Below are 23,708 nucleotides of genomic sequence, written 5' to 3'. Positions count from 1 at the left end.
TGAATTTCTAGAGTTCATTTTATCTGCAGTTACAAGGAAAAATATGGTATAATTAATTACGGATTTTTCTTTATATTAAAAATGTAAGGGGTTGCCAATGATGATCACTTTTCCAAAACCTGATGTTGAGCAATTTTTACGAACTTTTTCCATTGCTGATTTTGCCGTAAGTCCAGATGAAAAACAACTGGTTTTCAGTACCAATTTGAGCGGCAAGTATAATTTATGGGGAATGGATTTGCCAAACTCCTTTCCTTATCCGCTTACATCCATTGATCAAAGCTGCCAAGAGCTGATATATGATAAGAATAGCCGGTTTATAATTGCTGGTTTCGATCAAGACGGTAATGAAAATACCCAGTTTTACGGGGTTCCCTTGAATGGCGGGACAATGAAGGAAATCGTCCATCATGAACATACACGTAATTTCATGCCAAAATTATCGAATGACAGTAAAAAGCTCTATTACACGTCATCCAGAGGAAATCCTTCCTTTCTAAATTCCTATTGTTTAGATTTAGAATCAGGACAGGAAACGCTGGTACTAGAGGGGAAAGATGCAGCGACCTATTTATTTGGTTTCAGCCCTGATGAAGAAACCTTACTTTACTATAAACACTTTGCCAATACATATACCCTTCTCTATGCAAAAAAAGGTAACGAAGATATCCTGCTCACTCCGCCCTCTGAGAAACAATACACAGTGAATGATGGTGTTTTTGTTTCAGATTCGATGATATATTTATTGACTGATTATGATGCGGACTTTACCTATTTGGCTTCATATAACCTTGAAACAAACAAGTTCTGTAAAGTTAAAGAATTGGAGAATGAGAGTTTTACTGCCATTAAATTTAGTAAAGAAAATCAACTATTATATATAACCAGTCAAAAGGGTGTAGAAGATCAATTATATGAATTCAATCTGCAAAATGAAGATTGGAGAAATATCCCCGTTCCATGCAGCGTCATTAATAAACTTGAAGTAGCTACATCAGGAACACTTTACTTATTTGGCATGAGCGCAACCAAGCCTCATAATATCTATAAAAAGTCAGGTGATGAGTGGGTATCATTAACTAAAAATACTGTTCCTGGCGTCGATTCTAATGATCTGGTTGAACCGGATATCATTACATTTCCTTCCTTTGATGGACAGGAGATCGAATCGTTATTTTTTAGGGCAAAAAAGGAAAATGATAATGGTGAAGTCATTTTTTGGCCTCATGGAGGACCTCAAGCGGCAGAACGGAAGTCCTTTAGAGCTTCATTTCAATTTTTCCTGAATCACGGCTACAGTATTTTTGCGCCAAACTTCCGCGGTTCTACTGGTTATGGTTTGGAATTCATGAAAATGGTAGAGGGAGATTGGGGAAATGGACCACGACTTGATAATGTAGCGGGCCTTGATTGGCTGATTGACCAAGGGCATGCACAAAAAGGTAACATTCTATTGATGGGCGGAAGCTTCGGAGGGTATATGGCACTTCTGCTGCACGGACGACACGCGGATTATTTCAAGGCAGTTGTCGATATTTTCGGCCCATCCAATCTATTCTCATTTATCAATTCCGTTCCAGAAGACTGGAAGCCAGTCATGGATCAGTGGGTAGGAAATCCCGAAAAAGATAAAGAAAAACTAATCGAGTATTCGCCTATCACCTATTTGGAATCCATGATAAAGCCAATGCTTGTCATTCAAGGAGCGAATGATCCCCGTGTAGTCAAAGAGGAATCAGATCAAATCGTTCAAGCGTTGAAGGATAAAGGAAGAGATGTCGATTATATGCTTTTAGATGATGAAGGACATGGATTTTCCAAAAAAGAAAATGAAATTGCCGTTTATCGAAAAATACTCTCATTCTTAAATCGATTCACAGCAGTAACGGAGAAGGTATAACCCGCATCAAAATATTTCATTTATTTACAATTGAATTGGAAAACCTGCCACTCACTTTCAAAGTGATGAGCAGGTTTTTTCATGTTAGAAAGCTGGATGTTATTTTGGTATGGACGGTTTGGGGAGTTAGTAAACATGACTTCCTGATATATCGTTTTTATAAACCCTGACATTTCAAATTCAGAATTCCCAGAATAAACTCTAGTCACCTAGTCATAAAGTGCTATATAATATACGGAAAAAGTATTTTTTTGTTAAACGGAGTTGATTCGCATTGCCACGGGAATTATTGTTATACATACTCGTTGTTATAATGGCAGGTGCTTTAAGCTTGTTCCTGTGTTTATTTGCTCAGTTAAAGTTCAAAGATGCACCTGGAGCAAAACCCTATATACTCGTGACATTATTGTCTTCCATTTTTACTTTTTCCTATGCTTTCGAACTTTCCAGTACATCTTTAGAACAAATCATATTCTGGTTAAGGGTCGAGTACTTGGCCTTACCATTCATCCCAGTATTCCTTTTGTTGATGTGTATTGAATATGTAGGGCATAGAATTAAGAAGGTGTGGAAATATGCACTCTTCATCATACCGTTCATCACCATTTTTATGCATTATACTAATGACCTTCATCACTTTTATTACAAATCAATGGGATTGAGAGGCGAGAGTCCTTTTCCAATTATTAAACTGGTGGGCGGCCCTTGGTTTTACGTTCACTCCCTGTTTCTTTTTTTATGTGTCATGATAAGTATAATAATATTGCTAAAGCAGGTGAAAAAATCTTCATTCAGATTCAGGATGCAAATATCAATGATGGTGGCAGGTCTGCTGATTCCTATAATAGCAAATTATTATTATATAAATGGATTAAGTTCATATGGTATCGATCTTGGGCCTGTATCCATGAGTATCACGTTTATCTTTCATGGTGCGGCACTTTTGACTTTTCAAATGTTCAATGTAGCCCCGATCGCTCGGGAGACCGTCTTTGAAAGTATGAAAGAGGGAGTCATCGTTTTAAATCAACAGGGTTTGATTGTCGACTATAACCATGGAATGCGTAAAGTCATACCCATGTTGGATGAACATTCCATAGGTAAATCGATTACAAGTGTGCTAAATGGGAATCATCATCTTAGGGGAATAATCGACCTTAAGCAAGACAGTGATTTTAATTGCAGCATAAATGGTGATATGGTCCATTACCATATTGGGTTTTCACCCGTGTTCAACAAAAGTAACTTGCCTATCGGACAGATCATTACCTTCGCCGACGTAACTGAAAGAGTGCTCATGCTGGAAAAGCTGAAACAACTTGCCAGCTTGGACGGATTAACCCAAATATTGAATAGAACATTTTTCATCAAAAAATCAGAAATGTTTTTTGATGTTCTAAGCATGGAAGGTGGCAGTGTTTCAGTCATCATGTTTGATATCGATCATTTCAAAAATGTAAATGATACTTTTGGACATGAAGCAGGGGATGCGGTCATAACGCTTGTTGCAAATACTGCAAAGGAACACATTCGGGAAGGAGATCTATTGGGGCGTTATGGCGGTGAAGAATTCATCATATGTTTGCCGGATACACCTTTACCCACTGCCTATGAGTTGGCCGATAATATAAGGAAAGAGGTTTCGGAAAGCATTGCAGTGGTTAATGAAGAGAAGATTTCCGTTACCTGCAGTTTCGGGGTGACTCATGCCTTAATTAAAGCTGGTGACCGAAGCCAATCCATCAAAACATTGATGCCACGGGCCGACCAAGCCTTATATGCCGCAAAGAAGAATGGCCGAAATTGTGTAAAGATCATCGCCTAAGATAATAGAACCATCCCTTTAAACCTTGAACTTGTTCTAGGTTTTTTTTATTGTGTTCATAATTAATTCCAGAAATCTCTATACAATTAAAAACGGAAAATCAACGTGCTTTTTAAAGCTAGAGCCAAAGGTTCCATAAAACATAATAAATGCCCTATTTTTTACTATTAATGCAGGCATGGTGTTGAAAGACCAAGTAGAGGAACCGCTCATTAAGGAATCATACACCGGGCTACTCCGAACCGTGTATACATTCGTCCATTTAATGGTGGCGGAAAACATTATACTCAGATCCGAATTCCAAAAAACATTTTAGGTTGCATCAATAAAAAAGCCGATTTTCCTTCATGGGGTAGCGTCAGGAAAATGTAGATTTACAATGTTAAGAAAATCCAAATAAAAAAAGTCCAATATCTCGATGTTGTAAGCGAGATATTGGACTTTAGTTACATCGTAAAAGCACCCGTTATTGGTTACCATTATTAAAAAGAGTTGCCACCAACATTTTTTGAAGTATTGTACGATAAGTTAATTTTGACATTGCATTTTCATTAGTTATGCTGCCTTTTGTTGAACTGAAGGGAGCCTATACAATAATAAGAAATGTCCAGAAATCAAGAGAGCAATTAAAATGAAATTTAAGCTATAACTGTTAGTTAGTTCCATGATTTTACTTGAAGCCGCTGGACCCAATGCCATACCTACAAAATTTAATAAGTTATATAAGCCGAGACCTACTCCAATCTTAGCTGGATTTAAAGTTTGTGGAACTAGTGTATTTAATGACACTTGGATGGAAGAATAACTCATCAATGTTAAAATTAATGCGATTGACAGAATGATTACATTCGGATTTGGAATTAAAGCCAGCATGAAAAAGCCAATAATCATTACGATAGTCGATATATAAATCATTTTAATATTCCCAATTGTCGGAAGTGTTTTTCCTGTTACAAAACTAGATAAAATGCTAAATAAAGATGCAATAAACACTATGATACCGATTGAAAATGGTGATAATCCATTTCTTTTCGCTAACAACACAGGAAGAAGAAATAAATTTGCCATCAATCCCACATTAATTATAAAACCAATCGTAATAACGCGTATAAATGTTGTATTTTTAAATAGCTCGATATCAATGAGAGGATGTTTTGATTTTGTCATCCGAACCTTAAATAAGATCAAGAGCACGATTGAAAGAATAAACAGCATTTTATTTATATTTACTCCTAATAAAGTAGAAGCGATTAATGCAAATAACAATCCAGCACCAATAAAATCAAAATGAAATGAAGACGGATTAATCTCTTCCTTCGGCATAAACTTTAGAAGCAATCCTATCCCGATAATACTAACCACCATAGTTAAGAATAGAAAAGGCCAGCCGATTAAATTGGTAATCGCTCCGCCTACTAATGGACCAATTCCAACAGCCAACGCGATAGACGCACTAATCATGGCTAAAGCTGTCGGGCGTTTAGTTAATTCTACCATTTTTGCGACTGTAACCATGGAAAGTGCAATAAAAGCAGCCCCACCACTTGCTTGTACTAGCCTTGCAAGAATAATAATTGAATAAGTTTGATTACTAAAACCTATGATTGATCCTAAACTTAATAATAAAATGGCTATTATAAACAGCTTTTTAATACTAACATAATCAGCCAATTTCCCATATACCATGGAGCCAATTGCAACAACCATCGAATATCCCACTACAATCCAGCTGACCTGGGACGTACTTATGGATAAATCCATTGAAATGTTTACTAAGGCTACATTGAATAGAATAGCGTTCATAACACCCAATATAACTAAAAAACATAATGTTAAAACTAACACTTTTGTTTGATTACTTTTCTCTGTATTCAAAATTCACACCTCTTTATTTGATAGTTCTAAAACTTTCAAACAACCAATCGAAAATAATGGTTTTTTAGCCCTCTCTTAAAGAGTTGCCAAAAAACCCGGTAGTAATTCGTGAAAAATATCCTCATTTATTGTAATGAATTTATATTGACCATGTCGTTTTACATCAATTAAGCCAGCTTCCCCCAGTATCTTAAGATGGTATGAACGGTTGGACTTATTCATTCCGAGTGATTCTTCAATATCTCCGCAAGTATGTTTATTTTTATCATGATAAAGATAACGAAGGATTTCAATTCGCTTAACTTCCGCCAAGGCTTTAAAAATTTTTACACGTTGTTCATCTGAATTAAATTGTTTGATAGTCATAGAACTATCATAATGGTGGATTATCATTAAGTCAAGCATCAAAAAATTAAAATAATATATGAAGTATTACAACCACTCTAGATACCAGATGGACTTAAAAAAGATGACACCTGTTCAATGCAGAGATCACCTTCTTAAGTCAGCCTAGCCTCTTTTTATTTTCCATTACAAAGGGTACAGTTGTGGAATGAACCCACTTTTTATTTATCCCATAAACAAAGACATGCAGCTTAGTCTCTGTGTTTTCACTCCGGTTATCCGTTAGTAAAACTGTAAAACCTTAAATTAGGTTGGCTTGATTGCTGAAGTTAAAAAGACCGGGCAAGACGGAATCCTAGGTCGTCTATGCAAAAAGTCGGATGGCTGCGCCGACGACATGAAGCTCCACAACCCCTGGCATCCTCAGCCCAGCTACCTCCTCGAAAAATACGGTAGGAGCCGTACACTTGTTCATCATATAAATCCCAGCACCACTCCCAAACATTTCCTAACATATCATGCAGCCCCCATGGATTCGGTTCCTTCTTTCCTACTTCATGGATTATGCCCCCTGAATTTTCGCTATACCAGGCAATCTTATTCAGCTCTCCGTATCTATAACCAGCAGTCCCGGCTTTACATGCATATTGCCATTCTGCTTCTGAAGGAAGTCGAAAACCGTTTGAATCCCAATCACAAACAATGTTTTCACCATTAATAGAATAAGACTCTCCCAGTCCAGCTTTCTGTGAAAGTAGATTACAAAAAGAAATTGCATCATTCCAAGAAATATTCACAACAGGTTTTAGATCTCGATCAAAAGAATTAGTTGATTTATTTGTAATAGCATAGTAGAAATCCGTAGTAACAGGATAACGGGCAAGAAGGAATGGCTTTATTTCAGCTTTCCATTTGCTTTTAATTCTATCGTCCCTTAATTCTATTTCTCCCCCTGGAATTTTCACCATTGGACAGTCAATGTAACTCAATATGTCCTTTGACAATCTACCCCCTCCAAATGATTGTAATTTTACAAATTTTACCACAATAAAAAGCGTTAAATCAATATAAATATAGATTCAAATAAGTACAAAAAACACCGTTTTTGAAGAAGGTATGCGGAGTAGATGTGATTATGTAATGCAATTAAGATTGGAACACATTAATTTTTCTTGGTGCATGAACTATCGTGCGGGGAAGGGAGTAAGCTTAAGCTTCATGACCCCATTTAATTAATATTAATAAGTTTGCAGGTTTTGGAATACAAATCATAAGTATTTTCGATACTTTAAATCATGGGGGGAGAGCGAATGAACGAGCTTTTGGAAAAAACAGCAAGATACGAGCATCGGTTTTGGCTGCAAATCTTAGGAGACCATGGCAGGTTCATTCATGAGTCTTTAGCTCCGGTTGAAGTGGAAAACATTGAAATTGCCTCAGAATTCATTCAAATTTTTGATACTCTCCTTGGTAAAGCCAATTCGGAAGAGATTTCGCAACTTACTGCCATGGCGGAAGAAGAGGCATTAAGATTTCGAGAGTTTAAGCTAAGCCTAATTAAAGAACATCTCGTTGGTAAAATAAAAATACATCTTTCACCCTCATTCATTAATCATATGGTAAACGAATTAGAAGAATATTTAAGATTATTGAAGTACTTCAATTCAGATCAAATGCCGCCTGTTTTTCATGAACTTCATCATCATTTGATTTGGCTGTTAGATGCAGCCGGGCATGCAGGTACAATATCAGTCAATTTGGATGATATCGAAAAAAGGTTAAAAGAGAGATGTGACCAATATAAAAAACATTTTAATGATTTTTATTTAAAAGCTGTTGAAATGGCTGGATTTTCACGAACCAATCTGTCAACATTCCCAGCATTGGAAAAAATGAATCAGGACGTTACATTGGAAATTAAATTATTTCAGCACATTCTGCTTGAAGTGGAGGAGCTTGACCTCAGTGCACAGGCACTTGGAACGCTTTCGCCATTAATGGCCGATCATATGTGGAGGGAAGAATGTTATTATTTAACGAAACTCGCTGAATCGACAGACTCAGAAAAGCCAAACTGCGATCCAGCGAAACCTAGGCTAGTGGATTAAAAATTACACCATAGAGCCCTTTCTATAAAAGGGGCTCTTTATATGTTGAATTTAACTCCAAAATCAATCAGTAGGATATGTATAACTCCTCGAAGAAGCGTTTGGTCATCAAGCCTTTTTAAGCCTTTTCCATATCGGTTAATACGCTTTTCTTAGTTGGTTAGGAATGTGGGTTGAAATTTTTTAAGGAAGTTAATTCCTATCTGTATGTTATACTATTAGAACTAAAATTAATTATAGAAGTATAGGAGTGCTGAAAGATGTTTGGAAATACTTCCAATTTGACAGATGGCATTTATTTTGGAGAATCGTTACCACAACAAATAGCTAAACACATTTTAAAAAAAATCATTGAAGGGGAAATAGAAGCTGGAGAGAAAATCGTCGAAGAAGACATTTCCAAAGAATTGAATACGAGCCGTGCACCAGTACGAGAAGCCCTTTACCTATTGCAGGTTGACGGTATTGTTGAGAGAATACCTAGGCGGGGAACGATCGTCAAACCATTTTCACAAAAGGAAATCATTGAATATAATGATGTTGCGATCGGGCTGATTCAGATGGGCATTGAATTTTCCCAAGGGAAATGGCACGCAGAAAATAAGCAATCATTACGAAAGCATTTGGAAATTGCAACAGATGAGTGTGAAAAAAGTAATGTAATGGAGTATCAAAAAAAAGCTGAACAGATATTTCGATATATTTTTTCAATCGCTAATAACAAAGCATTATCAAGGTTTTTTGAGGAAGCCAGTCATATCCTCATGGTTTTTGCCCAAAGTCAATGGAATACAGAAACGATGGAAAATTTCCATTTCAGATTAAAAATGTCTGTTGAGGCCATTCTCGAAGACGATTTCGTTAAAGCAAAAAATGAAATTCATGAAGCTTTGAATCGTGGAGTGATGTAGAGTCTTTGACTCTAAAACCAATTGTCGACAATCGACAGTTAGAATGATATAATGTAATCGTATTCAAACAAGAATTTCATCACCAAGATCAAAGGGAGAAAGGGAGAATATAATGCAAGCATTTGATTTTACAGAAAAAGTAGCAATTGTTACCGGTGGCGGCGGGGGGATCGGCCGGGCAGCGTCTATAACACTTTCAGAAAATGGAGCCAAAGTGGTTGTTGTAGACCTTTCCGAAGAGGCTGGCATGTTAACGGTAAATGAAATCAAAGAAAAAGGCGGCGAAGCGAAATTCGTTAAAGCCGATGTTACAAAGGAAGACGACATAAAAACTTATGTTCAAAAAACGATAGATTCTTATGGCAAAATCGATATTTTCTTGAATAATGCAGGGTGGGAAGGCAAAATAATGCCGCTTGTCGATTATCCTACTGAGGTTTTCGATCAATTAATGTCAATAAATGTACGCGGCATTTTCTTGGGTTTGAAACATGTATTGCCCCATATGATTGAACAAAAAAGCGGGGCGGTCGTGAATACTGCTTCTGGAGCTGGTTTACTGGCAACGCCAAATATGGTGGCGTATGGCGCAAGTAAACATGCGGTTCTTGGAATCACGAAAACAGCTGGTGTCGAAGTTGCTCCCCATGGTGTCCGGGTGAATGCCGTCTGCCCAGGTGTTGTCAACACGGCTATGATGCGGTCGATTGAAAGCGGATTTGGTCAAGGTGATGCCGCGGCAGCTGAAACGGCTAGAAAACAGTTGGAAGCAACGACTCCGGATGGCCGGTATGCAGAGCCGCAGGAAATTGCAAATCTAATGATGTACTTAGTATCCGATCTTTCCAGCCATATTACGGGTCAAGAACTTGTAATCGACGGGGGAGCCATTTTAATCTGATTAGTAAAAAAATTAAAGGGGGACGAATACATGAGTTTGAAAGGAAAAGTCATAATAATTACAGGTGCAGGCAGCGGAATTGGAAAGGAAACAGCCTATAAATTAGCTGAACAGGGAGCTATTGTCGTAGCGGCTGATTACAATGATATTGCCGCTAAAGAAACGGCTGATTCTATTCAACAAAAGGGAGGCACGGCTTCTTTTGTGAAAGTGGATGTAGCTAAAGCGGAAGAAGTGAAAGCGATGGTTGAAGCTGCAATTGCCAATCATGGCACGATCAATGGCATTTTCAACAACGCTGGAATTGGACTAGTAAAACCATTTTTAGAGATGGATCCTGAGTCTTACCACAGAGTTGTTGATGTTGACCAACACGGCGTTTATTATGGCATGTATTATGCAGCACGGAAGATGGTGGAGCTTGGTGTAACTGGCGCAACGATCGTTAATACAGCCTCAATATATGGGACGATGGTTTCAATTGGCAGCTTTAATTACCATGCTGCAAAAGCTGCAGTCATAGCCATGACTAAATCTGGAGCAATTGAACTTGCGCAATATGGAATTCGTGTTGTCGGTGTGGCACCAGGTTTTATCGAAACACCGATCATTGGTGATGATCAAGAGTTCCTGGACAGTTTGGCACAACTTCATATGAGGAAAAAATTGATTCAGCCAGAAAAAGTTGCTGAAGTTGTAACGTTCTTGTTCTCTGAAAAAGCGGATGCCATTAATGGACAAGTCATTCCTGTTGATGATGGATTCTTAAGCTTTAAGGGGTAATCACTTTAATCAAATAGATTTTCGAGATAACTTAAAAAGGGAGTTTTGACATATGAGCAAACGATTCGATGGCAAAGTTGTAATCATTACTGGGGCAGGATCAGGTTTAGGACAAGCAGCCGCATTGGAATTGGCTAAAGAAGGAGCTAAACTTTCATTAGTTGATTTAAACGATGAATCTTTGGAAGTGACAAAAAAATTGATCTTAGAGATTGCACCAAAATCGGACGTGCTTCTGATCACTGCAGATGTATCGGATGAAGAAGCAGTAAAGAGCTATGTAGACCAAACAGTCAACAAATATGGTAGAGTCGATGGATTCTATAATAATGCGGGTATCGAAGGTAAACAGGCCCCTATGGCTGAATATGATAGCAAAGTTTTCAACAAAGTAACGGACATCAATATCAATGGTGTTTTCTATGGTATGAAATACATTCTGCCAATCATGAAAGAACAAGGATCAGGGGCAGTGGTGAACGTGGCTTCTGTAGGTGGAATTCGTGCTGTTCTTAACCAAAGTGCGTACGTTGCAAGTAAACATGCTGTAGCAGGTTTAACAAAAACAGCTGCCATAGAATATGGTCAATATGGAATCAGCATAAATGCCATTGCACCAGGAGTAATCTTAACAGCAATGGTAGAAGGATCATTCAGGCAAATAGGCGGAGAGAATTGGGAAGAAGCAATGGCGGATTTCGTCAGTGTGAATCCTAAGAAACGCTTCGGTAAACCTGAAGAAGTCGGCCGTTTAGTCGCCTTCCTATTATCTGGGGAATCAGAGTTCATCAATGGTGTAGTCATTCCGATTGATGGCGGACAATCTTCACAATACTAATTAAGCATAGGGAGTGACAGAATTAGGTCACTCCCTTTTTAATGGTATCCTTATTAGTTAGTGACCAAACGTAATCAAATTTGGAAAAAACGACGACTTTCTGGTTTTCGTTTTTTTTTGTTTCATATTCAAAAACCAGTTCATATGAAACAAAATACGAACCTTTAGAGTAGAATCAATAAGCTCATAACAGATGAACTCATAAAAAAAACGCCATATAAGGCGCTTAACAAATAATAAAGAAACCAATGGTTACTTTTCTTTATCGTGAAGCTTATCTTCATATTCAGTTTCCAACATACCATACAGACCATTCATTTCTTGTTCATCAAGATCTGCCCCAAACTCGTTTGTATATTTTTTCTTTTTATCATCAAGGATTTCTTCTTTATCAATCTTCTTATCCATACATATCACCTCCAACCAATAGGGTGTCTCATTGTCCGAATAAATATACACTGAATGACTCTGGTCCTCTTGAAATTTTTGCGGCTAAGATTAGAGTTGAAGATAAAATACTAATTTCAATTACTGGTAATCTCATTTTCTGAACATTTAATTGGGTATTCTAAATAGTTATTACTCTTACTATTTGTTAAGATATAGATATATAACTTAGAGATAACGGAGAGAGAATGTGAAGAAGAAACGTAAGAAATCAAAGAATGTTTTTGTCATTTTTATCCTGATTTTTGCATTTTTGCTGATAAAGGAGATCATGCGAACCCCCTATTCCGAAAATGTTTCCACATCAGTAAATACGCTTGATTCTTTTGCGAACGTGAAAAAGTATAGTTCACTTCTCCGAGACGAGTTGGCTAAATACGGACTTGAGGAGCATACTTCGACATTGATTGCATTGATGCAGCAGGAAAGCCGAGGACGGGGCGGTGACCCAATGCAGGCATCTGAGTCAGCGGGTCTTGATCCAAATACAATCACAGATCCAACGGAAAGCATTAAGTATGGAGTGAAACATTTTAAGAGGATTAATGAATATGGCAATGAAAAGGGCGTGGATTTTGCCACGATCATTCAAGCATATAACATGGGAATTGGTTATATTGATTTCGTTGCGAATGAAGGGGGCAAGCATAATGAAGAGCTTGCGAAGAAGTTCTCCATGCTTCAGGTCGAAAAAAACCCCACGCTCTATGATTGTGGCGGAGACAAAGATAATTTTCGATACCCATATTGCTACGGTGACTACTCATACAGTGCGAAGGTATCTAAGAACATTGAGGAGCTTGCCATATCGGCTCAAGCTGATGGTGAGTGAAGGAGAACTACTAGCCTACTGAATGAAGTAGGCTTTTTGTCCATGGTAATAGTTTCAAAGAATCAATTGTTGTTCAACCATGGAAGGAGGTCTTTATGTTTATAAAGTTTCTCGGATTCTGAAATGATTTGGGATAGAAGAATATCAAAGGAATCAAGTAAGGAGTTTAGGGCTTGTTTAACAGAACCACTCTCAAATTGCTCTAATGGCACAGGTAACTCTTCCTCGTCTAAAATAAAGTAGTCCCCGTCCGGAAGTAACAAAATATCAATAATCAAATCCTCAAAGGATACCAACGTATCCGCCATATATGTATTTCTTACAATATTAAAATAGGACCCTAAATATTTCCCTTCGTTATCTCTCCAAATGTATAAATTATAAGGACGGTCTTTCCAATAATAAGCAATCGTATAACTGCCTATAGGAATGGTTAATTTTATAGAACCTGCTTTCATCGTGAACGAATCCATGATTTCATGAAAAAGCACGACATTTTGATGTTGTGCTTTTAACAGCAAACAGTTATGTTCTACAACTAAGGAGTCATAGCGGATTTTTCTTTCTATTATTTTATCGCCACGTTGAAGTGCTTGCTTAAATATATTTTCCATCGTTTCTATTTCTCCCTTAAAAACTATATAGATCATTTATGCCATTTTACTTAACAGGAAAATGCGGTTTAACAATTTTAAGGAAATTCAAATATCGAAACCTAATTTCACACCTACAATACCGAGAAACTAGGCTTTAGTTACTTCAAATTACCTTTTTCTTGGATCCTATCCTTTATACGCCTGTTCTAAAGTTTTTATGTCAATTTTTTTCATTTGGAGCAGCGCTTTCATAACTCTTTCCGATTTTTCAGGATTGGAGTCGTTTACCATCTCGGATAGGCTCGCAGGGACAATTTGCCATGACACACCAAATCGATCTTTCAGCCAACCGCACACTTGCGCCTTTTCGTCTCCGCCTTCGGAGAGTTTTTCCCAATAATAGTCCACATCTTCTTGCTCCTCGCAATGGATGATAAATGATATTGCCTCTGTGAATTTGTATTGAGGACCGCCATTTAATGCTACGAATGCTTGTCCTTCCAATTCAAACTCAACGGTCATCACTGATCCCTCTGGCATCCCGTGGATATGATTTCCTTCATTTCCATAGCGAGTAATTCTTCCGATCTTAGAATTTTCAAAGATTGAAGTGTAGAACTTCGCCGCCTCTTCAGCTTGTGTATCAAACCACAAGTTAGTTGTGATTTTTTGAATTTTGTTTTTCATAATTTCTCCTTTTCGGTTTACATATTTAGCAAGTTTTTGATAACAAAATCCTTTTGTTATTGGGGGTATCAGGAAAATGTGGATTTTTCGATAAGATTAAATATCTTGAAGGTACCCTATTACTATACACCATTTATCAGGAACCAAGAAAATTATGTAAGGGTTAGGGTGAAGTCATAAACCGTTTTGTGTATTGATTTTTTACTAACCCATCATTTAACTAATTCCCTTAATTTAAATGGCCTTTATATAGCAGCCCCATCTCTAAGGGTTAACGAAAAATTATTACCTTATGCTAGTTACAGTATCTTTACTCCCTGGTGATGGAAATACAAAAAGGATATAGAAACTTTTCACCAGTGAAAAGTCCTATATCCAAATTGAAGGTGAATCAATAATGGGTCATGTTCATTTCTCAGCTCTCGAAGTTAAATTGCCATTGGATTCCGAATTTATCGGTTAACTGACCGTAAATTTTACTCCAGAATGTTTCTTGGAGCTCTAGACCAACCGTGCCGCCTTCACTTAGTTTGTTAAAGGTCGATTTAATTTCATCCAAATCATTACTGACATATGCCAGGCTGATATTGTTTCCTTCAACAAAAGGCATACCAGGAAAAGTATCTGAAAACATGATATTGCTTCCATTAATATTTAGCCTTGAATGCATGACTAAATTTTTCGCTTCTTCTGGAAGGGTAAATTCCGGATTAGGCGGTGTTTCTCCAAAAGTCATGATATTAGGTTGTTCCGTTCCAAAAACCTCTGCGTAGAACTCTACTGCTTCTCGACAATTCCCATTAAAATTAAGATATGCATCAACTGACATTTATCTCACTCCTATTTTTTTATTTCGTTGCTACAAGTTTAATGGCATAATGTTTCATAATTACCTGACGAAAAATTCCGGTGGTTCAATTCCGAGCGTTCTAAGATAGATATAACCCTGTCCCCTATGATGGATCTCATTTTCCAAGGCATATTGAAGTCTATCAAAGTGGCTTTGTGAGGGACCGAAAAAGGGATCCTTTTCCACCACTCCAAGTGTTTCCTCTTTCATTTCCTCCCACAGTTTCCTAGTATCATCCCTTACTGCTTCGCATGCTGAAACTAGTTCCTCTTTGGTAGAAATTCCAGCAAACGAATCTGGATACTCCCAAACACTAAGTGCAATCCCACGCATATATCCAGTCTCAATGTTCATGATTTCTTTAACCATCTCTGCGAAAGGGCGAAGCTTCCCGGCCGGTGTATAGTGAAATAATTCCTCTTCAGGAAAGGCTTCAACCACCAGTATCGTCAATCTCCTGTTGCCTTCTAATATATTTAATAAACCTTCTTTCGATAGAACCATCATTTCACTCTCCTTTGAGAAATACTCTGTATAGAAGTTCTGGGAAAAATCGAAAAGTCCTGCAAATTTCTGTATATAAAGATTGCACAGCTTTTTTAAATCTAAACACTGCCATTAGATAATTTATATTGGGGAATTGTCATATGTTCGGTCCCTTAAATGGAACAAAATTAATAAAAAATGATTTAAATGGCGGCTTTGCTTACACAATTGCTTAAGAAAAGTAGATAACTTGATTATGCTCCAATTTTCCAATCTGTTACTAATGTATCAAGATGGGTCAAAAGGTTTAAAAACCCTCCCTAAAGCGGAGAAAGGGAACTTTGGTAAATATTGATTAAATCTTGCATTTATTATACGATTCAATTAGTTATATATTTCCAACCAACAATATGCTTATACGTAAAGGATAATCATTAATAACGGAACCAACAGAAAGGGAGAGAAGCAAATGATAAATAAAGTCGGTCAAATTATGTTATATGTAAATAACCAAGACGAGTCATTGAAATTTTGGACGGAAAAATTCGGTTTTAGCGTAATTTCTGAAGAAGATAACGGCCAAGGGCTAAGATGGATTGAAATAGCCCCAACAAAGGAAGCACAAACGAGTATCATCCTGCATAATAAGGAATTCATTGCTAAAATGCAGCCTGAATTAAATCTTAATACACCTTCGTTAATGTTTTACTCTGATAATCTTGATGAATTATATAAAGACTTTTCAGAGAAGAATATCAAAGTAGGAGAACTTGTAAATATGCCATCTGGAAGAGTCTTCAATTTTGCTGATAATGAAGATAATTACTTTGCGGTCATGGAAAAGAAGTAACTCTTTTAGCTAAAGATTAAAACATCAAAACGACTAGAAAAACTATTTTTAGTCGTTTTGATGTTTTTTGTTTAAACTACGACACTTATGAAACTATTTAGTCAGCAGGTCTTGGCCCAGCAGGAATTCCAGAGTTTTCTACAGTCTTGATCGGCCGAATGGTTATGTCTCCATTCACGTAAATTTGACAAGATAAACGCAAATGATCTTCCATTCCTTTTTCCTCATACATCTTTTTTTCTTTATGTGTGACCTCCAAAAAATCACCTGCCAATATTTCGACTCTGCAAGTTGTACATTTAGCCTTCCCGCCGCATCGGTGGAGAATATTTATACCGTTATCTTCCAATGCTAATACTAACTTTTTTCCCATTTCAACTTCAAACGTTCCTTGGTCAAATACTGTTACATAAGGCATCTAATACCACCTCTTATTATAGGATATCTTTCAACAGGTCATTAACATATCTATTCTCTTACCTTGTCCATATGACATAAAAAAATGTGAAGTCATTACTGATTGATAGTAAAGATGAATAATTAATTATCGTGAAGACAAACTTTAAGTACATTCATAATTATAAATTTAACAAGGCTTAAATAGAGCTAGGGACAATAAGCATGGCCAATTAAGATTTATTTTAAAAAAGAGAGTGTAATAATATAAGGGAGGTGCATGCCTGTGAATAATGGCAATTGTGATTTTTCACCAATGAAACAAATGTTAAAAGAGGATATACGCCAAGTAATATCGGCATTACAGGATAACTTAGAAGCAATGGGTGATGAAAATTATTGTCTCCTTGGAAATTTCGAAAAAATAAAGGATAAATTCGTATACATCGATATGAAAGCAGCAACATTTTATTTAAACTGTTATTTGTCACCGTTTACGGACAAATATCCCGAATTATCAATTTGCGTACAAAATTTATCGAATTTGAGACATGGCGGGTTGATTGTGATTCAAAGGGGAGATCCTCTTGATTCATTGATTCAACCCGGTATTTCAATAGGAGCGGAGTTAACTCATTCTTTATTGGAATCAATTTTTTTCCCTGGAAATCCACTACATGATGGCGCCGTTTTGGTTAGTCAAAATCAGATTGTTTCCGCAGCAAATGTCCTTCCGCTTTCAGACAGATCAACAGGGGGAAAAAAACTTGGAACACGCCACCGCTCTGCATTAGGTTTATCTGAACGAAGTGATGCCCTTGTATTGGTAGTATCAGAGGAAACAGGAAGAGTTTCATTTGCATTTAATGGGAATCTGTACCCAATTAATGCTCATGGGCCTATATAGAATTTTTGAGACAATTAAGTCCCATGGTGATTATAATTTTCTAGGTAATTCACAACCGGAAATTCAATTGTGTAAAAAACGAAAACGTTGGCTTCCATTTTTATCACTTTTGTAATTCAAAATCTTTTTTTCTTAGAATTACAGGTACATAAAAGGTCATGAATTACTTAACCCGGTGATTTTTACCGGGTTTTTGGTTGCTTTTTATATAAAAAAAGGCATATGATAAATAAGGAGTCTCAATCAGAAAAGTTATAAAACGAAAGAGGATTTTAAATGATAACCATTAAAAGTGAACGAGAAATAAATTTGATGCATGAAGCGGGCAAACTTCTTGCTGCGACGCATAGAGAAATCGCAAAAATGATAAAACCGGGCATCACGACTTGGGAAATTGAAGAATTTGTCGATAAGTACTTGGCAGAGCATGGTGCTACACCTGAACAAAAGGGCTATAACGGCTATAAATATGCAACGTGTGCATCAGTAAATGATGTTATTTGTCACGGCTTTCCGCAAAAGAAAGCCCTAATAGAGGGTGACATCGTTACGATTGATATGGTGGTGAACCTTAACGGCGGTTTGGCGGATTCAGCTTGGACATATGCAGTCGGTGAAGTTTCCGATGAAGCTCAGCGTTTAATGGATGTAACCAAGAATGCTTTATATAGAGGCATCGAAGTTGCACGGGCAGGAAATCGTCTCGGGGACATCGGGCATGCAATCCAGTCATATGCAGAAGGTGAAAAGTTTTCTGTTGTTCGCGATTTTACAGGACACGGAATCGGTAAAACCATGCACGAGGACCCAACCGTCCTACATTATGGTAAGCCAGGTAAAGGTGCCCGTCTAAAAGAAGGTATGGTCATCACGATCGAGCCAATGTTGAATGCAGGAACATGGCATATGAAAATGGACCAAGACGGCTGGACGGCGAGAACGGCAGATGGAAAGCTTTCCGCCCAATATGAACATACCCTCGTTATTACAAAAGAAGATCCGATCATTTTAACAGAACAGTAAACAAAAAGAAGAAACGGCCTTATCATGGGCTGTTTCTTCTTTTGTTTTAAGCTATTTCACAATAAACCTCGACAGAATATTCTAAATTAATCCATCCCACAATAGATCGAATTCGAAAAATTAGTACTAGGTAGTTAGGCATTAAAAACTTTACTATTATGTGGCAGCACAGGATAATAAGGGGAAGGAAGAAAAATTTAATTATGTGTTTTATAAACAGTATATAAAGGGGGTTTTGACAGTGAAGAAAGGGGAGAAACTGTCTGCAACGGTTGAAACGGTTGGCTTGAGCCAGCGGGAATTTTTAACGATTTTTTTACTTCACTCTTTGAGAATAAAAGCGAATTATCCAAGGGCGATTCATCAAGACCTAAAAAATACGTTCACTGGAAAAGTGCATAGCTATGACTATTTATGTAAAATATCCAATACGCTAGTCGAATCCAACCATCTATCATTATATACGAATAAGGGAAGAAATTATTATCAAATTACTGAAAAAGGCAAAGAGCTTTACATATGGTACCAAGAAAATTTCCTGGAACGGTTTTCCGAAGTGAAAAAGGTCATTGATCGCTTCATGTTCGATTTAAGGGGTTCTGGTGAAAACCCACCGGTTCTTAATGAGCTTCCTGAAGAATACAGGTCGTATTTCTCGAAAATAATATCGGTGAAGGACCTTGTCCGTTATATAACTTTAAAAGCCGCTTTCACTAAGAAGCCCATTTACATGGGGGAAATTGGCGATCTGCTTAAAAATCAGTTCGGTTGGATCGCTTCAAACGGCTATTTATACGATTTATCTCATGAAATGGAAGAGAACGGCCTTCTTGTCGGCAGGTGGGAAAGTGAAAAACGAACTAAACGGTATTTACGTATCACCGATGAAGGAACGCATCATTACAAACAGATTGCGGATTCTGCCGCCTTTCAAGTCCAGGAAATCCAAAAATACATGGCCAGTGTCGTTATGTTCTTAAAAGAAAAGAGTTAAATGAATATAAGAAATGAAGCCCCTTAATTTTGCAAGGAGAATGAAGTTACATGCTTAAATTAAATTGTTCAAGGGTAAATGTTACTTAAAACACTTCTTAACAAGGGGGAATGAGTGATGGTGGAAAAACACGATGAAATGGGAAGTATATTCAGTTTCATTAAAGGCCAGGTAGATAAGCTGCCCATTTCACAAGCGAAAAAGAACAAAATGCTCGACCAGCTCTTAAAGCTTAAAACGATGACAGTTGATGCAAGGGAACCGCGAATTGCTCTTGTCGGAAGGCGAGGGTCCGGAAAATCCTCACTGATCAATGCGATGTTTGGTCAGGAACGGCAATATGTCAGTTCCGTTAAATCTGGCACGGGTAAGGGGAAATGGCTCTGGTACCCGAGTGATGCCGAGCCCAAAATTCGTTTGCTGGATTCACGCGGGCTGGGTGAGAGTGAAGCTCCTACTGAAGAATTCGAAGCAGAAACACCAATGGATGAATTGAAAAAAGCGGTAACCGAAGAACAGCCTGATGTGTTTCTTTTCTTGATTAAAGCAAAAGAAACAGATTCAAGGATTGAAGAAGATTTACAGGAATTGAATAAACTGCGCAAAATCGTTAAAGAGAATCACCATTATGATGTACCCGTTATCTGTGTGGTCACCCAAGTGGATGAATTAGATCCACCACATTATAAACAAGCACCTTTTGATGCCAATCCTAAGAAAAAGCAGAATATTGATGAAGCCATCGCTTTGATGTCAAAACGATTTAAAGAGAGTGAAATACCACTTTTGAACATCATTCCTATTTGTTCGTATATTGATTTTGATGAAAGCGGAAAGATTGAATATGATATGCGTTGGAACATTGATTTGCTTTCTGATTACTTAATCGAGGCCTTACCCAGTGAAGCAAAGCTGAAGACTGCTAAAGCGATCCAGAGCCAATTCGTTAAGAAGAAATTCGCGCGGACGATAGTGGGAACGTTTACGGCAATCGCCGGTTTAATCGGTGCAGAACCAATACCTTTTGCCGATTTTCCCATTTTGACCGGCATTCAAGGTTTGATGATTGTGGTGATTGGTTTTATCGCGGATAAAGAAATAAATACAAAAACGGCAAGTGAATTTATTGCGGCATTAGGGATCAATGTTGGAATCGGTCTCCTTGTCAGGGAAGGTGTCAGGGCTGCAGTCCGTTTCATCCCAGGAGCTGGTCTAGTCGTTTCCGGTGCAGTAGCGGGCGCAGTCACATATGGAATCGGGCAAGCAGCGATAGCTTACTTTCTCGAAAACAAAGATATCGATCAGGCAAAGGAAGCTTACAAGAACGCGAACAAAGAATATAAAAATGAAGACATTGACTCTTAATGGGCAGATTCAAACCATAAACTACACTAAGGTGATATGATAAAGTGGAGTTCGCAGTTCTGTTTCTGCTGCTGGATGGTTCAGCATTTTGTTTACTACAGGAGGGATGATCTTCATGTCGTTTTTTCAATCACAGAAGCAAAAAGAATATATACAAAAATTGGAGGAATCGATTCAGTCCTTTTCCGGCCGATCTGAAGCACTTGATGATTCAAGGGGTTTTCCTTTTGAAAACATTCAGGAGTTAAAGGAATTCGGCTATCCCCAATTAACGTTAGCAAAAGAAGATGGCGGATATGGCGGTTCCTTATATGATTTTCTCCTATGCCAAGAAAAAATAGCTCAATATTGTGGCCCAACAGCCTTAGGGATAGGCTGGCATGTCGGAACGGTCCTATCCTTAACGGAGAAGAGACCATGGGAAAAAGGAGTCATGAATGAATTGTTTGATGAAGTGTCGAAAGGCGCCCTCATCAACACGGCAGCTTCTGAAGCTGGAACAGGTAGCCCGACGCGCGGAGGCCGTCCGGAAACGATCGCTATCAAAAAGGGTCAACAATGGATTTTGAATGGCAGAAAGACTTTTACTACACTCTCTCCCGTCCTTGATATTTTTCTTGTAACGGCATGGGTAACCGAGGATGAGCAGCTAGGCACATTTTTAGTTCATCGTGATGTAATGGGGGTAAGTATAGAAGAAACTTGGGATATGATTTCCATGCAGGGGACAGGAAGTCATGATTTGGTGTTAAATGATGTCATCCTGCCTGAAAAGTATTATGTCATGAAAAGCAATCCTGGTAAAAAAAGAAAACCCGAAGCGTGGCTATTACATATACCTGCTTGCTACTTGGGGATTGCAGTGGCTGCCAGAAATTACGCAGTCGAATTTGCAAAAACCTATTCTCCCAATAGCTTACCAGGACCAATCAGGGACCTTCCGAATGTTCAACGGACAATTGGGGAGATGGAACTGGAATTGGGCGAAGCACACCATTTCCTCTACTCTGTCGCAGAAAAATGGGTGCGGCACCCTGAAGATCATGATGAATTATCGAAGCAATTGGGTGCGGTTAAGTTATCAGTCGTCAACAAATCGATTTCCATCGTCGATAAAGCGATGAGAGTCGTCGGAGCCAAAAGTTTACAACGAAATAATCCCCTGCAACGCTACTATAGGGATGTACGCGCAGGACTTCATAATCCTCCTATGGATGATGCGACAATTACCATGCTCGCAAAGTCAGCTCTTTATTAAGTACGTACTGGGATATTTTTTGATGGCACTGAAATGACTTCGTCATTTCAGTGTTTTTTCCTGTTCTTTTTATAGCCATGAATCTTTTGCTTTATTTGTTGGTCCCTCCATGCTTTAGCTTCCTCTTTTTTTGCCCCGCATATTAATTTTACTAGCTTATCATACTCTATCTTGTTATGATTTATATACCTGTCTAAATCTTCGAAAAATATCGAAAGTTCGGTGTAAAAATGAATCTCATGACCAAAGATTTACTGATTAACTTTTTAATTATCCTTTTTCCGATCTTTTTATTGCAAATGAGCTATCTTGTGAAATACGTATATCGTTTAGATGCATTAAAAGGTTCCTTCCTATCAATTTTCCCTATTCTTTCACTTGTTCTATGCATGCTGTTTCCTGTGGTTATAGAAGAGGATTTTGTTTGGGATCTTAGATGGATCCCTTTTCTTTTAGGCGGTTTATATGGAGGCTACCGGTTAGGAATCATATTAATAGTCATCACTCTTCTAATTCGCTATTTATCAGGGGGGGAAAATGGATTTTACATTTCATGCATCACCTTTCCACTAATTGGAGTTTCCCTGTTTTTTATATCTAAATACTACCTGAAAATGTCTGTCATTAAAAAAATTCTCATCGGTATATCATTAATCTTCATTGTACAAATTCTCACACAGTTTATTTCAATAGAAGTATTTGAACTTACTATCGGAATAAGTCTATGGAAACAATACTTCACGATCCAAGTCATAGGAATTGTTGTTGTAATCTTACTATGGGAGGTCATCCTCACTAATTTTCAGGTTCTCGAAAAATTAGTGAAAGCGGAAAAATTGCAAATCGTTAGTCATCTGGCTGCAAGCATATCCCATGAAGTCAGAAATCCCCTTACTGTTACCAGGGGCTATATTCAAATGTTAAGCGAAGACGTGTCTCCCCATACAAAGGTCGAATATGCAAATATTGCACTGAAGGAATTAGATCGGGCCACGGAAGTCATTAATGATTATTTGACGTTTGCTGCCATAAGCCCTGAAAACACAGAGCGATTAAGGGTATCCGAGGAAATTCAGCATGTCGTGAACAGCATAAAACCCTTGGCAAACAATAATGGAACAGAATTGAAGTTATCCCTATTCGAAGATGGAGCTTATTATATCATGGGGGAAAGGAAGAAATTCCAGCAGTGCTTGTTCAATATCTTAAAGAATGGGATAGAATCGATGCACCATGATGGAGAAATATACATACATTTAATTCGTGCTGCCTCCACCATCCAAATTAAGATCCAAGATCAAGGAATTGGAATGACACAGGAACAAATATACCGTTTAGGTGAGCCTTACTTCACTACAAAAAATAAAGGGACGGGATTAGGCATGATGGTTTCATATAGCGTTATCAAAAGCATGGATGGAACGGTACATGTTTCAAGTGTACAAGGGAAAGGGACATGTTTCTCTATTAACCTGCCCATACATGGAAACGATCATATTTGAGTTTAGTGTAAATTGACGGTTTTAAACTC

General features: G+C 37.7%; 24 protein-coding genes and 1 pseudogene. 16 read left to right on the top strand and 9 right to left on the bottom strand.

Annotated elements, in window-relative coordinates:
• The first annotated feature begins 100 nt into the window (after positions 1-100).
• Positions 101-1,900, top strand: coding sequence for a S9 family peptidase (locus tag BS1321_RS26575; protein ID WP_063233846.1), 1,800 nt, complete (start codon positions 101-103; stop codon positions 1,898-1,900).
• Between the two features lie 313 nt (positions 1,901-2,213).
• Positions 2,214-3,725 carry a histidine kinase N-terminal 7TM domain-containing diguanylate cyclase gene (locus tag BS1321_RS26570; RefSeq protein WP_232522834.1) on the top strand — a complete coding sequence of 504 codons (1,512 nt, stop codon included), beginning with the start codon at positions 2,214-2,216 and terminating at the stop codon, positions 3,723-3,725.
• Between the two features lie 555 nt (positions 3,726-4,280).
• Here the strand turns inward: BS1321_RS26570 and BS1321_RS26565 are convergent.
• Complete coding sequence (locus BS1321_RS26565) at positions 4,281-5,600, bottom strand: MFS transporter (RefSeq protein ID WP_063233844.1); 1,320 nt, start codon at positions 5,598-5,600, stop codon at positions 4,281-4,283.
• A 75-nt stretch (positions 5,601-5,675) separates the two neighbouring features.
• Positions 5,676-5,966 carry an ArsR/SmtB family transcription factor gene (locus BS1321_RS26560; RefSeq protein ID WP_063233908.1) on the bottom strand — a complete coding sequence of 97 codons (291 nt, stop codon included), beginning with the start codon at positions 5,964-5,966 and terminating at the stop codon, positions 5,676-5,678.
• A 55-nt stretch (positions 5,967-6,021) separates the two neighbouring features.
• On the opposite strand from BS1321_RS26560, the pseudogene BS1321_RS28840 reads away from it, so the two are divergent.
• Positions 6,022-6,114 (top strand): annotated as a pseudogene (locus BS1321_RS28840) (IS3 family transposase); the annotation flags it as partial.
• Between the two features lie 160 nt (positions 6,115-6,274).
• Here the strand turns inward: BS1321_RS28840 and BS1321_RS26555 are convergent.
• Positions 6,275-6,913 (bottom strand): formylglycine-generating enzyme family protein, encoded by a 639-nt coding sequence (locus BS1321_RS26555; RefSeq protein WP_174524172.1) that lies wholly within the window; start codon positions 6,911-6,913, stop codon positions 6,275-6,277.
• Positions 6,914-7,255: 342 nt separating this feature from the next.
• On the opposite strand from BS1321_RS26555, the gene BS1321_RS26550 reads away from it, so the two are divergent.
• From BS1321_RS26550 to BS1321_RS26530, 5 genes are all read left to right on the top strand, one after another.
• On the top strand, positions 7,256-8,053 hold the full coding sequence (locus BS1321_RS26550) for a DUF2935 domain-containing protein (RefSeq protein WP_063233842.1): 798 nt from the start codon (positions 7,256-7,258) through the stop codon (positions 8,051-8,053).
• A gap of 260 nt (positions 8,054-8,313) precedes the next feature.
• Positions 8,314-8,964 (top strand): GntR family transcriptional regulator, encoded by a 651-nt coding sequence (locus tag BS1321_RS26545; RefSeq protein ID WP_063233841.1) that lies wholly within the window; start codon positions 8,314-8,316, stop codon positions 8,962-8,964.
• Between the two features lie 112 nt (positions 8,965-9,076).
• Entirely contained in the window at positions 9,077-9,865 is a 789-nt protein-coding gene (locus BS1321_RS26540; RefSeq protein WP_063233840.1) for an SDR family NAD(P)-dependent oxidoreductase, read from the top strand.
• 30 nt (positions 9,866-9,895) lie between these two features.
• Complete coding sequence (locus BS1321_RS26535; protein ID WP_063233839.1) at positions 9,896-10,648, top strand: SDR family NAD(P)-dependent oxidoreductase; 753 nt, start codon at positions 9,896-9,898, stop codon at positions 10,646-10,648.
• 52 nt (positions 10,649-10,700) lie between these two features.
• On the top strand, positions 10,701-11,486 hold the full coding sequence (locus tag BS1321_RS26530; protein WP_063233838.1) for a glucose 1-dehydrogenase: 786 nt from the start codon (positions 10,701-10,703) through the stop codon (positions 11,484-11,486).
• 252 nt (positions 11,487-11,738) lie between these two features.
• On the opposite strand, the gene BS1321_RS26525 is transcribed toward BS1321_RS26530, so the two are convergent.
• Positions 11,739-11,894 carry a DUF4021 domain-containing protein gene (locus tag BS1321_RS26525; protein ID WP_081112947.1) on the bottom strand — a complete coding sequence of 52 codons (156 nt, stop codon included), beginning with the start codon at positions 11,892-11,894 and terminating at the stop codon, positions 11,739-11,741.
• Between the two features lie 229 nt (positions 11,895-12,123).
• On the opposite strand from BS1321_RS26525, the gene BS1321_RS26520 reads away from it, so the two are divergent.
• Positions 12,124-12,765, top strand: a complete 642-nt coding sequence (locus tag BS1321_RS26520; protein ID WP_063233837.1) for a lysozyme family protein — start codon at positions 12,124-12,126, stop codon at positions 12,763-12,765.
• Positions 12,766-12,827: 62 nt separating this feature from the next.
• Here BS1321_RS26520 and BS1321_RS26515 read toward each other — a convergent pair whose 3' ends face one another.
• The 4 genes from BS1321_RS26515 to BS1321_RS26500 all read right to left on the bottom strand — a co-directional run bounded on the left by BS1321_RS26515 (position 12,828) and on the right by BS1321_RS26500 (position 15,405).
• Positions 12,828-13,379, bottom strand: a complete 552-nt coding sequence (locus BS1321_RS26515; protein WP_063233836.1) for a ribonuclease FAU-1 family protein — start codon at positions 13,377-13,379, stop codon at positions 12,828-12,830.
• A 168-nt stretch (positions 13,380-13,547) separates the two neighbouring features.
• A complete protein-coding gene (locus BS1321_RS26510) occupies positions 13,548-14,048 on the bottom strand; it encodes a VOC family protein (RefSeq protein ID WP_063233835.1) in 501 nt (166 codons plus the stop codon).
• 415 nt (positions 14,049-14,463) lie between these two features.
• Positions 14,464-14,877, bottom strand: a complete 414-nt coding sequence (locus BS1321_RS26505; protein WP_063233833.1) for a VOC family protein — start codon at positions 14,875-14,877, stop codon at positions 14,464-14,466.
• 60 nt (positions 14,878-14,937) lie between these two features.
• Entirely contained in the window at positions 14,938-15,405 is a 468-nt protein-coding gene (locus tag BS1321_RS26500) for a DinB family protein (RefSeq protein ID WP_232522743.1), read from the bottom strand.
• A gap of 448 nt (positions 15,406-15,853) precedes the next feature.
• On the opposite strand from BS1321_RS26500, the gene BS1321_RS26495 reads away from it, so the two are divergent.
• The gene (locus tag BS1321_RS26495; RefSeq protein ID WP_063233829.1) at positions 15,854-16,234 is read left to right on the top strand and encodes a VOC family protein; all 381 of its coding nucleotides are present in this window, start codon (positions 15,854-15,856) and stop codon (positions 16,232-16,234) included.
• 97 nt (positions 16,235-16,331) lie between these two features.
• On the opposite strand, the gene BS1321_RS26490 is transcribed toward BS1321_RS26495, so the two are convergent.
• Positions 16,332-16,652 (bottom strand): 2Fe-2S iron-sulfur cluster-binding protein, encoded by a 321-nt coding sequence (locus BS1321_RS26490; RefSeq protein WP_063233828.1) that lies wholly within the window; start codon positions 16,650-16,652, stop codon positions 16,332-16,334.
• Positions 16,653-16,910: 258 nt separating this feature from the next.
• Here BS1321_RS26490 and cdaS point away from each other — a divergent pair, with 258 nt between their 5' ends.
• The 6 genes from cdaS to BS1321_RS26460 all read left to right on the top strand — a co-directional run bounded on the left by cdaS (position 16,911) and on the right by BS1321_RS26460 (position 23,679).
• On the top strand, positions 16,911-17,537 hold the full coding sequence (gene cdaS, locus BS1321_RS26485; RefSeq protein ID WP_063233826.1) for a sporulation-specific diadenylate cyclase CdaS: 627 nt from the start codon (positions 16,911-16,913) through the stop codon (positions 17,535-17,537).
• A gap of 276 nt (positions 17,538-17,813) precedes the next feature.
• A complete protein-coding gene (map, locus tag BS1321_RS26480) occupies positions 17,814-18,560 on the top strand; it encodes a type I methionyl aminopeptidase (protein WP_063233824.1) in 747 nt (248 codons plus the stop codon).
• 241 nt (positions 18,561-18,801) lie between these two features.
• Complete coding sequence (locus BS1321_RS26475) at positions 18,802-19,554, top strand: PadR family transcriptional regulator (RefSeq protein WP_063233822.1); 753 nt, start codon at positions 18,802-18,804, stop codon at positions 19,552-19,554.
• A 117-nt stretch (positions 19,555-19,671) separates the two neighbouring features.
• A complete protein-coding gene (locus BS1321_RS26470) occupies positions 19,672-20,919 on the top strand; it encodes a GTPase family protein (RefSeq protein WP_063233821.1) in 1,248 nt (415 codons plus the stop codon).
• 115 nt (positions 20,920-21,034) lie between these two features.
• A complete protein-coding gene (locus BS1321_RS26465) occupies positions 21,035-22,177 on the top strand; it encodes an acyl-CoA dehydrogenase family protein (protein WP_063233819.1) in 1,143 nt (380 codons plus the stop codon).
• Positions 22,178-22,488: 311 nt separating this feature from the next.
• The gene (locus tag BS1321_RS26460) at positions 22,489-23,679 is read left to right on the top strand and encodes a sensor histidine kinase (RefSeq protein ID WP_232522742.1); all 1,191 of its coding nucleotides are present in this window, start codon (positions 22,489-22,491) and stop codon (positions 23,677-23,679) included.
• Positions 23,680-23,708: the final 29 nt, after the last annotated feature.

This window comes from Peribacillus simplex NBRC 15720 = DSM 1321 (genome assembly GCF_002243645.1).
GTDB lineage: Bacteria > Bacillota > Bacilli > Bacillales > DSM-1321 > Peribacillus > Peribacillus simplex.
Note: the sequence above shows the minus strand (reverse complement) of the source record. Positions and strands in the feature narration are given on the sequence as shown.

Coding starts and splice junctions, on each gene's coding strand:
- BS1321_RS26510 (WP_063233835.1), bottom strand. CDS start 14,048: ATGAAAAACAAAATTCAAAAAATCACAACTAACTTGTGGTTTGATACA.
- cdaS (WP_063233826.1), top strand. CDS start 16,911: ATGCCTGTGAATAATGGCAATTGTGATTTTTCACCAATGAAACAAATG.
- BS1321_RS26570 (WP_232522834.1), top strand. CDS start 2,214: ATGGCAGGTGCTTTAAGCTTGTTCCTGTGTTTATTTGCTCAGTTAAAG.
- BS1321_RS26525 (WP_081112947.1), bottom strand. CDS start 11,894: ATGGATAAGAAGATTGATAAAGAAGAAATCCTTGATGATAAAAAGAAA.
- BS1321_RS26535 (WP_063233839.1), top strand. CDS start 9,896: ATGAGTTTGAAAGGAAAAGTCATAATAATTACAGGTGCAGGCAGCGGA.
- BS1321_RS26540 (WP_063233840.1), top strand. CDS start 9,077: ATGCAAGCATTTGATTTTACAGAAAAAGTAGCAATTGTTACCGGTGGC.
- BS1321_RS26515 (WP_063233836.1), bottom strand. CDS start 13,379: ATGGAAAATATATTTAAGCAAGCACTTCAACGTGGCGATAAAATAATA.
- BS1321_RS26550 (WP_063233842.1), top strand. CDS start 7,256: ATGAACGAGCTTTTGGAAAAAACAGCAAGATACGAGCATCGGTTTTGG.
- BS1321_RS26530 (WP_063233838.1), top strand. CDS start 10,701: ATGAGCAAACGATTCGATGGCAAAGTTGTAATCATTACTGGGGCAGGA.
- map (WP_063233824.1), top strand. CDS start 17,814: ATGATAACCATTAAAAGTGAACGAGAAATAAATTTGATGCATGAAGCG.
- BS1321_RS26545 (WP_063233841.1), top strand. CDS start 8,314: ATGTTTGGAAATACTTCCAATTTGACAGATGGCATTTATTTTGGAGAA.
- BS1321_RS26575 (WP_063233846.1), top strand. CDS start 101: ATGATCACTTTTCCAAAACCTGATGTTGAGCAATTTTTACGAACTTTT.
- BS1321_RS26505 (WP_063233833.1), bottom strand. CDS start 14,877: ATGTCAGTTGATGCATATCTTAATTTTAATGGGAATTGTCGAGAAGCA.
- BS1321_RS26495 (WP_063233829.1), top strand. CDS start 15,854: ATGATAAATAAAGTCGGTCAAATTATGTTATATGTAAATAACCAAGAC.
- BS1321_RS26470 (WP_063233821.1), top strand. CDS start 19,672: ATGGTGGAAAAACACGATGAAATGGGAAGTATATTCAGTTTCATTAAA.
- BS1321_RS26490 (WP_063233828.1), bottom strand. CDS start 16,652: ATGCCTTATGTAACAGTATTTGACCAAGGAACGTTTGAAGTTGAAATG.
- BS1321_RS26560 (WP_063233908.1), bottom strand. CDS start 5,966: ATGACTATCAAACAATTTAATTCAGATGAACAACGTGTAAAAATTTTT.
- BS1321_RS26465 (WP_063233819.1), top strand. CDS start 21,035: ATGTCGTTTTTTCAATCACAGAAGCAAAAAGAATATATACAAAAATTG.
- BS1321_RS26555 (WP_174524172.1), bottom strand. CDS start 6,913: ATGGTGAAAATTCCAGGGGGAGAAATAGAATTAAGGGACGATAGAATT.
- BS1321_RS26500 (WP_232522743.1), bottom strand. CDS start 15,405: ATGATGGTTCTATCGAAAGAAGGTTTATTAAATATATTAGAAGGCAAC.